Below are 17447 nucleotides of genomic sequence, written 5' to 3'. Positions count from 1 at the left end.
CCGAATCGCAGTGCCCGTCTTACGAATAATCAAACGTACTTATTCACCCGATGAATAGTACCAATATACCGTATCACCGTTCTCTAAAATGTAGCTGTCTGCACTTATACTTGGATCAGCATCTCTATTCGTCTTGTACTTCCATCCACTGCTAGGTCCGCCATCAAATTCGGCCAAACCATCTATAGATTTCACGTATTTACTACCAGCGTTTCCGGATGATACTACCTTATCCCCTAATTGACTGATCAGTAAGCTATAAGCTGTCTCACCTTCTTTTAGAGCTACTGTAGTATTGTTAAGGATCGTTCCCTTCTTGCTATCCCCAATGACTGACAGGGTGGCCGTAGCTTTAGCAGGAGTAACAACACCTGAAGTCATGTTTAGTGACTGAGTATAACGCGCCACACTAGGCACACTATCTTTAGCATATCCGGTAACAATGATCGTATAGGTATTCGCTGGTAGACCTTGGTCAAATGCAGCTACACCCTTAGCATTTGTGATCGCCTTCTGATCACCGATCAAGACCTGCACGCCAGCGGCTGGAGAAGTCACTGGATCGGAAGTAAAGGTATCCTTATTCCACACCCATTTTTTCTGAGAAACTGTTACTGTGAAAGCTTCACCCGGCTTCGGCTGTGCAGGAGATACAACAGCAGTATCAACAACCTGTGTGGTTTCTCCGGCATAATAGACAAGAACACGGTCGGATTCCTGTAATTCAAAGCTGTCCATGCCCACACTAGGATAGATCCATTCTCCGCTGCGCCATACAACGAAGCTCCACCAACCGTCATAAAGACCTTGCGTAATGCCATAAATGCCAGATACAAAATTACCATACGACGATTTCGTGATATCTACTTTAAAATCCTTAGACGCCGCCAATTGCTGCAGTGCTTCAAGCGCATTGGAAGCCTTTAAAGTCCCCTCACCGATCAGGCCTTGCGGACCTTCAACGGTAAGTGAAGCCGTTACATTCTTTGGAATCACCTTTAGATCTTGAGTATATTTAGCAATCGATGGTGCTTTTCCTTCACGATAGCCTGTTACAGTCAGCTTGTAGTCACCTGCTGGAACATTCCCTGAGAATAACGCTTCACCTTTTGCGTTCGTTGTTACGATGCGATTTCCAATTTGGACCTGAACGCCAGAAGCTTTGGCGATTACCGGAGAGGACGTATTCGTTACAGCGTCCCATTTCCATGTCTTACTAGTCACTATTACAGTAAAAGAATCGCCCTCTTTGAGGCTTGGCTTGGACACCGTTACCGAATCAACAAGTTTAGTATCATCTCCGGCATAATAGACCAGAACCTGATCTGAATCTTTAAGCACAAAATCGTTCATTCCAACATCTGGATTAATCCATTGACCATTACGGGATACAACATACATCCAACCATCGTAACCGCCATAGGTTCCAGCCAGAATACTTCCAATTCCAGTGACATAAGCACCGGAAGGATTCGTGATTGGCAATTTCGTCTGAAGAGCCAGCTTTTCTAGTGCACCTAATACGTTGCCAGCATATCCATATCCCTGTGCTAAAGTACTCTCAGGACCCTCTACAGTAATCGGTGCATAGATAAGTGCATTCTGAACGGATGACTTAGAAAAATCGTACAGTTTACTGTTGCTGCCTTTATGAAGTAGATTGTAGGCTACAAGCGCCTGAAGGCCCTGTTCTGTAGCTAGAATATTGCTGCTTCCGCCACGGCTATGAGCGAAGCTGCCGTCAGCGAGACGGTAGCTCAGTAGATTACCGATCAAACTCACTTTATTCTTGGTATATTCTAACCCACTTGGATCTACACCAAAGGATGTGAGACCTAGAATAGCTTGTGCTGCACTTTCAGCACTATCTCCGTAACCTCCATGGCTATCCTGAGCTTTGGATAACCAAGATACGGCTTGTAGTCCTGCTGTGTAAGCTTCCGGATTACTCTTATGTGCCGATAGAGCGGTCAAAGCTATTGCTGTCATATCGGGCTCACTGGCGCCTGTAGTTAAGGCAAAGCCACCGTCTTGATTTTGCTTGGAAAGAATCTCAGCAAGAAGCTTATCCGTTGTCCATTTCGCATCTTTAGGAATATTATATTTCCCTGAGTCCAGTGCGAGCAAAGCATAAACCGGATTATTAAGCGTCTGTCCACTGATTTTGTCATGATTATAGATCTTCTCTATTAAGTTATAGCCAGGACTTGTTCCGCTTCCAGCAAAGCTGGTAGGATCGGCTCCTATTGCTCTTACTGCGAGTACGATTCTCGCGTAATCCGTTACGCTCGCGAAATTCCCCTCTGCATCTTTCACCTTTTTCTCAAGAGCTGCTCGATAACTTACTGGCAGCTTGTATCCCGCTTGAGCCAGTCCAATCGCTTGCCAATCCGACTGCACGCCACCCTTTAAAATAAATTCCGCAGCCGTATAGGTCGCATCCGCAACATTAATCCGTTCTACATTAGCAGCAGAATCGCCAGATGCTTCCTGCCCGGAGCTAACGCCCGCCTCCGCAAAGATGGTTCCTGCCGGAGCAAGAGATGTTCCAAGAATCGATATGACCATGAATACGGCCAGTCCAAGTACAAAAAACCTGGAGGAGAATATTTTCTTCATTGTTCAGCCTCTTTCTTTAAAGGAATGGATACTACACAAAATAAGAGCGCACAACATAAAGACCGCCCCTATGAAGGGCGGCCCGGGAAGATAACAAATCGAGGCTGGGGCGCGTGAACCTCTACGACCACACAGTCTATCTGTATATGTTCCACATTCTTACCCCACGAAGAATAGAAACGCTCACGAAAAAGGCAGGTCTCCTGGCTAATGCTTCATTGCCGCTCTTCACCTTCCCGTCCTAACTGCTGACAGTGGTTCATAGAAGAGACGCTCCGCATTTACAGTGGCGGGACCGCGCCGGAATTTTACACCGGACTTCCCTTTTAAGCAGACTCTGATTTAGGGGAGTCTGCACCTTTTCCAATATGTATTATCTTATTTTCATAATCATATCTATTAATACACAGCATGTCTATAGAAAAGCTTTGTATGAGCAACAAAAAAAGAACAGCAGAACCAAACCTTTCGGTATCGTCCTGCTGATCAGAAATTACTTTATTCGGCTGTTCCTTCCGGACTTGCAGTCGCTGAAGGTTCAGCACTTGAGTTAACACCCGTTGTATCCTTTGGAGCGGGATCTACGATCAACGTAAATCTACCAGCCTTGATCATGCTATGCTCGACGATTGTCGCACCCGGCTCCATAGTAACCTCCACCTGATAGGAAGGTTGCTCACCTTCTGTAATAGCTGTCGCGGACGGCACAACTGTGCTGCCCTCTGCATCAGAGGAAGGTGTAGGAGATGGAGAGGCCTCGTCTGCAGTATTAGTAGCATCTACGCCTTCCGCCGTCCCCGCAGTCGTATCAGCGGCGTTCGTATCGCCAGATAAGTCTCCATCCGTTGACGGCACTGAACAAGTCCCAGTGCTAGCAGCAACCTTAAAGCTCTTATCCACTACATCGGATGAAGTCATTAAACTAATCTCCGTCGGATTAAATTGCACACAATCATCCGCGTTGGCAAACGTGAACACCAATACACTGCTTCCTTTATCTCCTTCGGTACCTAGATCCTTCAGGTATACGGAAGCCGGAGGAAGCATACTGCCTGCACTCTGAACAGGTGTCGGTGCAGGGGTTGTCCCAGGCAGGGCCGTCTTTGGATCTTCCGGACGCAGCATACTGAATACGATAATTGCGATAATCACCAGAATGCCAGTGATGGAACCGGAGATCAGGAGTCGAAATCGGCTGCGGCTGATCCAGCGCGCCAGCGGGGAAGCCAGCTGGGAGCGAGCCTCATTGTAGACATTTTGTAGAGCAGGCCGAGCTGTAGCGACATAGCTTTTACGAAATTCACGATTCTTGAATGCCTCGCGGTCACTGCTCTGGAAATACTTCAGAATCGCCCGGCGGTATCCCGGGTGAAGCTTTTTATTCGATATCGTAAATAAAGAATTTCCTTGAGACCATGCAAAGAATCGATAGATCACATCCTTGTCGTTACCAGCTTTATGCTTAACTAACTCCAGCAATGCGTCATAATCCAGCGGACCACCCTCGCGTTGACTCGTGTAGTAGAAAGCTAGTGGAAGACGTTCAAACGGTTCTAACACCCGAGCTTCCTTTAGTAAACGGCGACCGAGCAGCTGTACATCATCCAGCTCCTTCGGAGACAAGCCTGCAAATATCTCTTCATTCGGCTTCTCTTCACCAAACCAGCGATAAGCAGCGCGGAGTGCATTTTCTTTCTGCTTGCTAATTCTATCTAGTGGCGGCTGCCAATCCACAACATTGCCATAACGTAAGAAAACAACCTCTAATAAGTCCTCCTGCGTCATTTCAGTAAGAGATAGCCGATTCAGCAAGAATCTGTCTGCAGATGCTGCAAGATCCTGCATGAGCGAGAGTACTTTAGGAGATACGCCTGTCCCTCTACGTCGATCTTTCTCCGCTTTATCTACAGTGCTATGAATTTCCGCCACCGCAGCAACCGGATCCGTCTCCAGTTGTAGCTTTTCCAGCAAGTAATCCCTTACTGCATCCTGAGCAAAAGGTTGCTCTAACGCAGCTGGCAGAAAACGGCCCCAATGGAGTACAAAATTCAGAATGTCCACAGATTTAGATGCAGCAATTAGTCTTGACTCCATATAAGGCTCTAATAACTGCTTGCGGAAATACGATTCAGACATTACCCGTTGAAAAAACGCAGCACTTAGCTCATCATTACTTTCAATGATCCCGTAAGCTGCATTAAGAACATCTTTGCGTCCCGCTTCCACGCTATGAAGCATTCCATTAATGAAATAATCAACGATTCTGGCTTTGTAATTATGATCCTTGAGCACAAAATAATCTTTAAAGCACTCCATTATAGCAGGCTCTGGAACATTCCTTTGCCGGACTAAATCAAATTCTCGGTCGAACCGCTCCAAGAAAATATCGTTCAGTCGGATTCTGGAATGAATAGCACCCTCCGCCTTAAGGTAAGAGAGCAATCCGCTTAGCACCGCGCTCTTATTCTCTGTATATAAATGCTCATTCCCCTGCTCAATCTCATAAAATACAGCTAACTCATTATAAAAAGCGAGCGATAGCTTATGCTCAGGACTTTCTCCACGCAGGATCTGATCAGCAAAACTTACGAAATCGTCAAGATCCCCTGGATTTAGAAGTAACAGCTTCCAAACCAAATCAGCATATGGCTGACGAGACTCTCCAAAATCCACATTCCCCATCCGACCTGAAACCAAATCAAATGTGAAATCCTTCTCGATATTGCGATCACCGGGACGAAGCGAACCTTTTTCCACAAAGCTAAGATGAATATATTTACGGCTTTGCGGTTCATTGGCATACGTAATCACGCCTAATCTACGGCGGAATTCATACGGCAGCACGCTATATAAAATCTCTGTAAGCTCCACCGCACGTGCGGACAACTCCGTGATAGATACATTAAGGGCGATATAGATTTTTTTCTTACCTGCCACAGAGAGCATCACCGCTTGCAGCAATGCCTTAAATATCCCTTCATTAATTCCTAACAAGCGTAAGCCCGCTATAGGATCAGGGCGACGATCCGTACGTATAACTGGAATATCAGACAGCTCCGGCAAGGTTCCGCCTAGCTCTCCGTCATAGCTTCTTGCGGAATCAGCATGTAGCCAATCTCCGTAGTTCTGAACAATCTCTTCTGATCGTGAGGCAGGAACTACAAAGTTATGTGCGAAAAAAGCGCTGCGTTGGCCCGTAAAATCCGTTGCTTGATAACGACTCATCCCAATGACTGTGTCGCCATTCTCTGCATGGAACAGGTGCAGCGCACTAGGATATACAGACTCATCCTTCTCTCCGCGCGCGGCCAGCTCAGCTGGAGCATCATAGAGGCAGAAGGGATGCAGTGTTTTTTTGATAAAATTATTGTCTAGACTGTCCGACTTCGCTACCGTATCAAAGCCTTCTGTGGAACGAAACAATCCGCGGCGTTCGCGGGTGTACATCTGTTGGGCGATCTTAGACCCTGAGAATGCATTCACGGGCCGTCGCTCCCCTCAATATACTTCAGCTTATGCAGCAGCCAAATAAATGGCTCGTCTACGCGAATCGGGCTTACCACACCCTCAATCTTCTGATTTACAGGATTACTGCCCAGAGCAGATACCGCAAAATAGCCCGTATTTGAGAAGTAAACATCCATCGTATCTTTAAAAGGTCTGTCCACTTTACCAATAAATCTGCGAATCTCTCCGTCGATATTATGGAACTCATCCATATTCAATGTTTTGCGATGAACATAGTTATTGAATACATTACTGTTAGACTTGATGTAATCGCCATCCTCATCCTTCAGCGAATGCAGCATATCACTTTTTGCAAGAACGACTGCTGTTGGAATGTCTGTTTTGCTCTTTTCCTGATAGGCGATAAAATCACCGAACATTGTCAGCACAACGTCACGCGGCTCGTCATATTGCGAGACCCATTCTCCCGGACGATCGCCGATATTAATATGAATCTTCTCACGGATCGAACGGATTTGCAGCGGATCGACCATAAACAGAATACCGGCAGAGTTCTTGATATGCTGACCATGTAGTCCCAGATAATCCTGATCCACCATGCCCTCACCTGCTACATCGAAGAACACGAGTGTCAGCGGCGGCTTCTCTTCATCCTTAAAGACGAATTGAAAAATAAACGGCTCTTGCATTTTTTCCTTTTGAGTAGAAGCAAGCAGATCCCCACGCTCAAAAAGCGGTTCTTCATATAGCGTACGGAACTTGCGGCTAATCTCTGCATTAAGCGGCATACAAGCGGCATCAAAATGACCTGCTGTCGTATGCTGCAAGGTATGAATCAGCGCGGTCATATACACCGACTTCCCGACTTGGGAAGCACCGATAATCGAGATAATGTTACTAGGAACTTTGCCTGCAGTCACAGGCAGCTCGTTATGACAGGATGGACAAAGGCGTCTGCGTGTGAGCACTCCATAGCGATCCGTAAGCCCTGTTAACACATGATCGGTATAATGATGGTATTCTTCCGGAATATCCGCCGGATTAATGATCGCTTCTATGTCATCCACCGTATCGAGCCCAAAGCGCTCACGGTATTTATTTAAGGCGTCATCCTCGCCCAGCGCGTAATTCTCATCGTCCTCTCGGCTATGCATAGCCCGAAAGACCACATCCTCCGGAGAGAACTTGGTGAAGCAATAAGGACACACTATATCGTAAAAAAGCGGCCTTGGCTCCGGCTGATTCTTTTTCATAAAACGGCTAAAAAAAGACATCTACTCATCCTCCCAAAAGTTGTATCTGCGTATCTTGCTACGGACAGGCAATGTCCAACATTCGCTTGTACGCGTAGACTGATATCTTACTCCGGCACCAACTCGTAATAAAGCCCATACTTAGGACCATCGGTGAAAAAGATGCGTACAAAATCATCCTTACCGATCTCGATCGGCGGGAGTACGTTTCGTCCAGGGGCGAAATCTTGCACAAAGGGAAAGAGAATACCATCCTCTTTCCCTGCGGGATGTCCTCCCCGTTTCTTAACATAACAGAGGACATCCCGGGCTACTGGAACTTCTGCCGTAATTGCCATATGTACGGTCTTTTGTTTTCCGAATAATCCTCTTTTTTGTTGAATGGAATAATAAATTCTGGCTTTGCCTGCACTGACCACCACACGGTTCGCACCGTCACTTTGCCTCACCAGCAGTGTCTCTCCGTTCTCAGCAAGGCGAGCAAATATGGTATAGGAGACTAGGCCGATCTCATCCAATCGGTCACGGTATCCATTGTTAGACTTGTATTCCTCACGAGTATAAAGCTTCATTCCGACCGGCGGAATATCTCCTGTTCCCATGGAAGCCTCTTCTGCGGAGGTCTTGTGGATGTACACTGCCTGCACGCCGTCCGGCCAGCGCCATCTCAGCGCACAGAACCGGTCATCCACTTGAGATGTCACATCCGTTATTACCAGAGCGGAAACATTATCCTCGGCGTACCTCATTACTGTAAGCCCCTTTCAACTACTAGAATCCTTTGCTGTTCCGATTTCTCCGTCGGCCAGGAAAGCTTTCTGACGTTGGAGTTGACGCTGCATTATTTCTTTTATTACGGTAAATACGTCCTTCTCCTACCGGAATGACGCCTGTAAATAATGAGATGATTGCAGCCAATATAAGAACAGCTAGGAGGCGAATAAGTCCATCAGTGAAATTATGACCGCTAAGTCCGAATTCCAGAACAAGTCCTGCGAACAACCCTGAGATTACGCCGCCAATCCCGAAGCTTTTTGCTAAATGACGATTATCAAACATAATGCCAAGTCCGAGTCCAAGTCCAGCACCGATTAGCATCAGCGACAAAATACGAACTGCAGCATAGTATGGACTATCTGCTGTAGCATCACTGCGCACCGTAAGCAATGTACGATCTCCCAAACGATCATAGATTTGCTGGAATACATCACCCAAAAGGGTCGTATCTGTCACATCATAATAGTGACCGCCTGTTATTTTCGCAATATCCTGCAGCAACTGGGTACCCGCAGGATCCTGCATCCCCAGACCAATGGTATTTACAGCAATTCCACGATCTATATAGGTCTGCAATTCTCGTGAAGTATCGAAATTGCTTACGCCATCCGACAGCAAAATGACCATAGCGCCCTGATTCTTTTTGCCGTCACTGTCTATCTCTTTAAGTGCTTCCGAAATCGCACCGCTAATGTTCGTGCCACCCTCAGTTGGCTTCAAATTATCAATTGCAGTCAGCACCTTCTCACGATTCTGCGAATCTGAGAGTGGTGTTAACGGCTGGACGACTACTGCTTCGTGGTTAAATGTCACCACCGCTACCTGATTGTCATTGTCCATTCTCGCAATTAACGCCTTAGCGGCTGAATAACGGCTGTTATCAGGATCACTCTGCGCCATACTGCCAGAGTCATCGATAGCCATAACTACATTCTTAATCGGCTTCACACCGCCAAAATTCAGCTCATAAACAAACTCCGTTAATGCACCTACCCCAAGTGCAAGTACAAGCATTATTGGCAGCAGCTTCCAGGATAGACCTAGGTAGCGCTGCTTCCATGAGGCTCCGTTTAACCGAGGCGAGATCATCTCCGCTAGCAGGCAACCGATACCGATACCGAGCGCTACTATGGCAAAATAAATGCCTACGAGCAAGATGGAAGGCATATCATTGTACCAGCTTAGCAGCCACTCTCCAAAAAGAAAGGCGACCCCGCCGCCGATCAGACTGAAGAAGAGCAGGAGCAGATTGATTTTTCGCTGCATCTTTATACTTCCTTTCCGGGAGAAACCTGAATTGTACTCCGATGTTTTTAACATTGTTCGGGGGTTATGCTGCCTGATAAACGGGCTACCCGGATGTGTTATCATCCCCCAGATTGCACTTTGTGCAATAGAATGGAACAGAAATCACATCTATTTCAATTCTATTGCATAATGTGCATTGGAAATAAGGAGAAATGTCCCTATTTCAGATATCTTCTTAAATCTAATGTACTAAATACAATAGAATTCTAATTAAAGGCTGTATCCGATGATTCTATTGCACAAAGTACAATAAGAGACTCAAATTGAGACTACTATCTATTACGACGCCATCAACGCATTTCGGGAAGCTGATCCTCACTCAATCCATGAAGCTGATAACCATTCTGAGCATACGTTTCATAATAAACCTTACCATTACGGTAATAGAGCAGATCCTCTAAATGGAAACCGCCCATCAGATTTAGCTTCTCAACACCACTTCTACGCTGCTCATGCACGAAGCCTAAGCGGTAAATGCGAGTCGTCTCATCCACACCAAATGCGTAGCGCAGGAATTCAGATGCACTGTCTCCGAAGAAATATTTTTCCTCATGACGATGCTCTTGCGTGTATTCGAACAGACGAACATTGATCGTCGCGCCATCCTCCAGATTATGATACAGACGCTTGAACAACTCTTCCTTCGATAGAACCTGGCGGTTCTCATAAGCAGCCGCAACATTCGCACGCCGCAGAAGCTCTTCCTCGAAAGATAGGGCAAACGGATCTGCCGTTAATATTTCCCGTTGGCAAATGCTAATCAAGCGTTCCGCTACCGCTTCTTTGCCTTGCTCTAAGAGCTTAGAAATGCTGCCCATATACTTCTCACTGAAGAAAATCCCTGGGCCACGCCGAGTTTCGATCTCTTTCATCACTTCTTCTGTGACGACTCGGTAGTATTCCATCACGTTCTGGCCAGTGGTTTCGTTCGTTCGCCCAATGCTGTCCATCACAGTAATACGCAGCTCTTCTTCGAGCGTCTCCATAGCTTTCACACGAGCCACACTTTCCACATGAAGCTGCTCAAGCGCAGATTCCAAACGACTGCACAGCGCAAGCTCACTTTCCATACATAACAGCTCATATCTTTTACCATAAACCGCTGAGAATAAATAATGAATGAAATTACGTACCGTTCGTTTGTCAAAAAGCGGCACTCGCTGGAACGGCTGGCGCTCCACACTTTCCGCATAAAGATCTTCAAGCTCATCCTGTGCGGAGACCATTGCTGAACGCAGTCCAGTCATATGCTGACGTAAAGCATGCAGCACACTGCCACCCTCATCGCGATCAGCTGTCCACTCCGCAAGCTGATAGAATGTTATTGCTGGCGTAGCTGTTTCCTGTGCCGCCAATATAGTGCGCCATCCACGAAGCGGATGAATACCTTCTACTCTCCGGTTAGACTCTGCGACAAAATTATTGCGGAAATAAGCTTCTCCCCCGTCACCGAACAGCTGCTGTTCAGCTTCACGTAGTGATAACTGCTTCAGCTCATTGTAGGACGGACGTCCGTGGCTCATTAGCCCCGTCATTTCACTAAGGCCGTCTTTCTCCGGAACTAGCTGCGTCGCACGCTCCCGCAAACTATCAGGATCCAGTCCTAATAGGGATTGACGCTCGCGCATTGTCCACGGACTCCCCTCACGCATATCCGCTGCAAGGCGCCGGAAAGCGTGATACAGCACAGCCAATGCAATCTGAACATTAGGTCTTCTTACTCCAGAAAAGCCCGCAGAAGCATAGCCTTGTCTTCCTGTACTGCCTCTGATACCGCTTTTGAAAGTCATATTGTTATAGCCACCGTGTCCGGTTGCCTGATCAGAAGTCGGACGGACACGATTCTTAAGTAGACTGATATGGGAGATGATCTCATAGTTATCATCCATGCCGTGAGCAGACATCATGCCGCGCTCATTCTTATCAGAGAGCAAATACACAAGGTCAAATAATGCAGAAGGACCATGGCCAACCGGAATCGACAGACCATCTTCGGTTACAAGCAGCGGTGCGTTAAACGTATAGTCCGTTGCTTGCATTCTGTCCAATTCACGCAGAAAAGCCAGCCCTACCGAGCTGGAATATCCAAAATTATCCCCTTGCTCCCGCTCATTGATTAGAGCGTAGAGATCCGTCTGAACCGACTTAAAAGACTGGCTGAGTATTGCACGAGCCAGCAGTGTAATTTCCGGCAACAATACATTAAGCGGGTCATCGACCCGCGTGATGATTGAAAGATGAATCACGTCAAAAGATGAATATAGACGTCCATAATCCGCTATACTGTTGCTCAGCCGCCGGACAACTTTATTCATTTCAGCAAGATAACGTGTATCCTCATGAAACTTGCGGTAAAGCTCATGACGCACAGTCCGTGGATCTGACCCTGCCATATCCGGCAAGGCCATAGCCAGCACCCGGTCTCTTCCTCCCGCATCAGATCCACTTTTGCTTCTGTCTGTTCCCTCGCTCTTCGCACCTGAGACAGCATGTAGTGCCATAACACCGCCGGCGTTATCCCATTTCCGTTCGCAGCTATCCAGCACCGGACCGATAGCCGGAGCAACCTTGTCGCCTACGAACAGAAACAGGGCAGGGTAATGGATGCTGCTGCGTCCATCCCCCATGCTGCGCCTTGCCTCTTCCTGTGCCGCATATTGTTCACCATAAGATAATACCTGTGTTTTGATCATAGGATTATTTCAACTTTCTGCGGATACTGCCCAGCTTACTTGTCATGCTCTTGTAGAAGCTGTACATTTCATCGCCGCTCTCATACTCTACCCGTTCGTACTCCAAGCTGTCGCGTGCTTCCAGGAACGATACATACAATCCTTCCAGCTTATAGAGCAATGGAGTAACGTCCTCAGCAGCAGTCATTTCACTTGCACGACGAGCTGCCTTACGCAGCAGAACGCTGCGGCTCTTCTCATCCAGCTCCCGGAAATGGCGGTACACGGCATATTCCACGTAGCTGCGCTCTTTCATCAAGTTGGCAAACGGCTCCCAAGCGTCCTCTTCTTCATCACGATCATAAACATAGAGAGCGCCTTTCTTGATAATGCTGTCCGTGTAGAGCGCCTCGATGAATTGATCCATCCACTTATCTTCATCCAGATATTGATGGAGCAGACCTTCAAGCTCAGCAGCTTTGGCAGTCAGTTCAGCATACTTGGCTAGCTCCGCGCGAACACGAGAAATCAGCTGTGGTGAACGTATAAGATTCTCCTGCGCCATTTCTTTGTTAATGCTGCCAAAGATATCTTTAATGCTTTCCCGCTCCAAGCCCTTCTCACGCAGATTCTTAAGTTCATCAGCCGCCTTCTTCACTTCGCCGAGATTCGGACGTGAAGAATTCAACTGCAAATCAAACCCGCTCAAAAGAGCATCCATATCAAATGGTTTCGTGAACACAACAGAATATCTGTTGCTTGTATTCTCGTCTACACCTTTTTCGATAATCACGCCGCTGGCCAACGCTTTTGCAAAGTCTGCACGCACACGGGCGTTATAATCACGGACACGGGCATTAACATAGGTGTCACCCCATGATTTTTCCGGAATCGGAGAAGGCAGATACGTCCAGTTGTTCTTATCCGTCATCACCAGATGGCGGCCGATCCCTTCCTTATCGAGAATGGTCCGCTCATAGTTCTCTTCAAACACCCGCAGCGGCGTGTATACGAAGAGTGGCACACCATTACGGGTGTTAAGCCAGAAAATACGGTTTTTCACTTGGCTTTCTTTGATCGTAAATTGCGATTTACCCAGCGCATTATTCTGATAATTACGAATCCCCTTCAGAATGCCAGGTGCTTTAACAGGCACGGAAACGAAGCCCCATGATGGGAAATGCAAGCTGCCTGAGCTATTGCTAAGGTGGAAGGTAGGCACAGCCTCTTCGTCCAACTTACCTGCGATAATTCGCTCTACGAATTTATCTAGCGGCTCTTCATGACCGAATTTCATCACAAGGAAGTCTTCCATCGAACGGGTGATCAAATCCCCGAACTTATCGCTTAGGAACTCCGAAATCGAACGAACGATATCTATCTCCTGTTCTTTGACCCAACGTCCGGAATGCTTCAGCATTTCACGGGTGAAGTCACGAATCAGATCGTCGCCGTCCTTCTGATCCATGATTTTGGAGATCGTCGCCGAAATATCCGGCACGTTAACAATGTTCCAATAATACGTTTTGTTTCCTTTATAATCCGCCTGCTCTTCACCATTGATAAGGATGTCTCCATTCTTGGCAAAAATCGAGCTAAGCGCACTAAGAATCTCTGTAAACACACCATAAATCCGATTGTTTTCATCATTTAAGAGCTCATATAAGTCCTCATAGAATTGAATCATTTGCTCTGTGCGTTCTACATCGGCATGCAACCAATACTCATTGATTTTAGCTTCAATATAGGCATTTTTCTTCTTCTCTTTGGATACAAAAGCGCTGCGAGCATCGCTCAGCTTCTCATCCGCACTGTCCTGTGCCGTTTCAATATCGCGTGGCAAACGCAGCAAGCTTTCACGTAACGCCTCAATATAAGACTGAATCAGCTTCAAAATACAGAAGCCCTTCTCGGTGTACAGCAAACGGGAAACGTAGAACGGCCCTTGCTCTGGGTGCAGGAAGATGCGCTCCAGCTCTTCACTGAAACGTCCTACTATTTCGCCAGGCAATTGTTTTTTCGATTTGATATATTCTTCACGGGCACGAGCCAAGAAGTTCTGCTCCAGCTCTGTATCCATGCTCACAACCTGATTCTTAACTACGTTGGCATGGCTCAAGCGTTCACTGTTCTCGTAACCTGGCAATGGCTCAGGCACACGGGATTCAAAGGTTTTAATCATACTGTCAAGATCTATTCCAAGCTTGCGCGCGAATTTCTCTACATCCTCTTGACCAGGCGCCTGTTGGAACATTTTTTCCATTTTGTCAAACAAGCGGAAGGCCAGATAAGTCGTCATTTCCTCAATCGGAAGCACGGCAGACGAGGCACCGATAATGTTGTACTCATAGTTAGCTGGATATGTCTTATTCATCTGCGCAATGTTGGTGCGGATATTACTGATATAGTCATGGATCGCGAATTCTTCACCAGACTGTTTTTCTTCACTTGCCATAAAGTTCGTGATGTTCTCCGCCGTTACATTCATACAGTAATCGTACGCATTCTCAAGCAGCTTACCTTCGGTATTCGTTGCAGAGATCAAATGGCATAGATTAAACGGAGGCAGCGGTGAATTCACCGTCAAAATATTACCGTATTGCTGTTGGAATCGCTCGCCACGACTGTCTACATTCATCCAGTAATCCAGCTCTTTTAGCGCCGCATAACCGTTCTTGCGAATATATTCACGCGTATGCTCACTTAGACTTTTATTAGACAGGTTCACGTCCGGTGTAAAGAGATAACCCAGTGTGTTCACACGGTCAATACCAGCTGATCCATAATCACGTTCAATAATACCGCGTACGATATACGCAATATCAAGGAAAGCTCCACTACCGGTACCCCCTGACAATCCTGTCAAAAGGAAGACCATCAGCTTTTTGTTAGTACCTACGGATAATGTCTTAATTTTCTTATCAATCGCGCCTACCACCTGATTAATCTTGGTGAACAAGAGCAGACGTCCGGCCTGGCGCACACCAGCAGCACCGTTCATACCATCCGTAATGCTCAGCTCAGGCGACAGCCAGTCCGTAATATACGAGTCAAGAATACTGCGATTCTGCAGCAATCCGCCGATCTCAGCATTCGCTAGTAATACAAATTCATTCTGAGGATCGAGCCCGATCCCTTTGTATTTTTTTCCGCGATCCTGTTCATTCGTCTCAAAAGCTAGGAACTCTACATTATCCGGCTTGTCCCGTTTCTTCTTGGATATCGGATCTTCCGGCAGCTTAAAGCGGCGGTTAATCTGATATTTAAGACGCAGCAGGGCATCAATGCCCGTGCCGCCTAGTCCAATAATCAGGATCGGATTATCAATCGTATCCACCCTGATCTTATCACTGACAATCCCTCCGCCTAGTGATACATCCAATTGCTGTATATGCTCTCTTACTACTGGTTTCATATGCTTATCCTCCTAAAAGTTTTGCGGAAGCTGTACTTCAGATCTCTTGCAAAACCACTTCTATACTAAATATTCGAGATAAATCGTCTTATCTACCGTGTGTAGGGATACCGAAACGCGGTCACCACTCTTCAGCTCCAAACCACGTGAGGCATCCGCAGCACGTCCGGATCTCTCTACAGTAACACCTTCTCCGCTGCGTAGCAGCAATCGGTCGTTCTTAGCTGGTGTGAAAATAATGCTCTCGCTTTCCTTCAGCTCAGGCGCTAATTGCAGCAGCTGATGAAGGGTAAATTTGCCTCTGAATCCAGCAAGCTTCTTATATTGTGGGTAGGTCTTCTCACCCGTATTGCCGTCTTTAACCTCGACTACCAGCTGTCCAACAAAACCGCGTGCCGATTTTTTATTCAGCACATACCATGCAGCAGCGGCAGCCAATACCAGAAGAATTCCGCCTATAATGTAATACAAGGTTTTGGACGAAGCTTCTTTCAAAGGTTCTTCTGTGCCATTCCCTGTCGAAGGACTTGTAGTAGCAGTGCCACCTGTCTTCGCGCTGATCTTTACAGGAGCACTTTCACGATAGAAACTGCTTTCCTCTGCACGAACCTTCAGCTCATAGTCATGGCTTTCTTTTACCTCGAAGGTGCCCTTAAAAACATTCCCGGAGTTATCCAGTTCGATTTCCTGCACATCACCTGTATCGATATCTGTAGCAAGCAGTACCGCCTTCATATCTTGATACAAATTACTGAGTGTTACCTGAGTACCATTGCTGAACAGGTGGGAGGTAATATCAATTTTATCACCTTTTTTATAGGTAGCTGATGGCAACGCATCGATCTTAAGCTCCAAATCATAGTTAAAAACTAGATTAATATCAATTTTATCCTTTGGCACACCTTTGACCTGAAGCTTCCAATCTCCTTCCTGCGGTGACAATAGCTTGATCAAGCTATAAGTGGAAGACTTGGACAGCACAACGTCCTTGGACGGGATGGCGACAGCATTTCCTGATGGATCCGTTAACTTAGCGGTCACAGGCTGAGACGACATAATTGAGATATTAGCTTCCAAAACACTGCCGTTAGGCACGTTGACGGTCACATCCTGATAATCCCCATTTGCAGTGATCGACTGCACAGGAACTACCTTCAGCTTCAGATGACTAGCAAAAATCTCACTGAGTATTTGCGGAAGATCATCCGCGGAGTCTGTCGAAAATGCTTTACCACCTGTCTCATTGGACAGATCGGCGAGTTTCTGTTTATTCAGTTTGCCGTCTGCATTAAGCCCAATCGTATAAATGGGATAGCCATTCTTCTTGGCGACCTCCACAGCGGCATTCAGTTCTTTATCCGATTCGCTCTGCGTCCGGCCTGTTGATTTGTTGAAATCGTTATTGCCATCCGCTAGCATTACGATGATTGGCTCATGATTCGGATCGCTGCCATTCTGGAGCACCTTCACAGCCTCTTCTACACCGACAGCAATGTCGGTATACGCTCCGCGGTCCAGTCCGTCAATAAAATCCTTCAAATCCTGCTTATCTGTCTCTGAACTAATTTGCAGCAGAGCTTTCTCCCGCTGCACTTTGTCGGTATAGGCAACAATACCTACTTTATCACCTTGGGTAGATAGCATATCTATGAACATTTTCATCGCTTCATTCGCGACCTTGTTCTTGTCACTAGTCTTCATGGAGTTGCTGACATCGATAAGAAGCACCGCATCAATGTGAGATTGCGCGGACGTTGCCGCATAGGCCTGAACAGCTGCAAAAGGTGAGGCAGCAAGACATAGAGCCAGCAGTAATGCCGGGAAGATACGTTGTAAAAGCGTCTTAGTTATTCTGTTACTTTGATATTTACGAAGCATAAATAGGGCTCCTCTTGTGTTATATTAGGCACATATGACAGGTTCAGCACTGTCGCT

At 46.7% G+C, this 17447-nt stretch carries 8 protein-coding genes and 1 riboswitch; all 8 genes read right to left on the bottom strand.

Annotated features, from left to right (window positions below; genetic code table 11):
* Positions 1-39 precede the first annotated feature (39 nt).
* The gene (locus ACDZ28_RS12970) at positions 40-2619 is read right to left on the bottom strand and encodes a DUF4430 domain-containing protein (RefSeq protein ID WP_375104871.1); all 2580 of its coding nucleotides are present in this window, start codon (positions 2617-2619) and stop codon (positions 40-42) included.
* Between the two features lie 175 nt (positions 2620-2794).
* Positions 2795-2996: riboswitch (cobalamin riboswitch) on the bottom strand.
* Positions 2997-3117: 121 nt separating this feature from the next.
* Entirely contained in the window at positions 3118-6102 is a 2985-nt protein-coding gene (locus ACDZ28_RS12965; protein WP_375104870.1) for a hypothetical protein, read from the bottom strand.
* Complete coding sequence (locus ACDZ28_RS12960; protein ID WP_042124368.1) at positions 6099-7361, bottom strand: hypothetical protein; 1263 nt, start codon at positions 7359-7361, stop codon at positions 6099-6101. The genes ACDZ28_RS12965 and ACDZ28_RS12960 overlap by 4 nt, the downstream gene beginning before the upstream one ends.
* 86 nt (positions 7362-7447) lie before the next feature.
* Positions 7448-8089: a hypothetical protein gene (locus ACDZ28_RS12955; RefSeq protein WP_042124365.1), complete on the bottom strand. Its 642-nt coding sequence runs from the start codon at positions 8087-8089 to the stop codon at positions 7448-7450.
* 22 nt (positions 8090-8111) lie between these two features.
* On the bottom strand, positions 8112-9383 hold the full coding sequence (locus ACDZ28_RS12950) for a VWA domain-containing protein (protein ID WP_375104869.1): 1272 nt from the start codon (positions 9381-9383) through the stop codon (positions 8112-8114).
* Positions 9384-9715: 332 nt separating this feature from the next.
* On the bottom strand, positions 9716-12118 hold the full coding sequence (locus tag ACDZ28_RS12945; RefSeq protein WP_375104868.1) for a transcription initiation factor TFIID: 2403 nt from the start codon (positions 12116-12118) through the stop codon (positions 9716-9718).
* 4 nt (positions 12119-12122) lie between these two features.
* Positions 12123-15512, bottom strand: coding sequence for a tubulin-like doman-containing protein (locus tag ACDZ28_RS12940; RefSeq protein ID WP_339289344.1), 3390 nt, complete (start codon positions 15510-15512; stop codon positions 12123-12125).
* Positions 15513-15572: 60 nt separating this feature from the next.
* A complete protein-coding gene (locus tag ACDZ28_RS12935) occupies positions 15573-17390 on the bottom strand; it encodes a VWA domain-containing protein (RefSeq protein WP_052414458.1) in 1818 nt (605 codons plus the stop codon).
* Positions 17391-17447 lie beyond the last annotated feature (57 nt).

The sequence above is a fragment of the Paenibacillus sp. RS8 genome, from assembly GCF_041956825.1.
GTDB lineage: Bacteria > Bacillota > Bacilli > Paenibacillales > Paenibacillaceae > Paenibacillus_AQ.
This window is presented reverse-complemented; position numbering and strand designations above follow the sequence as displayed.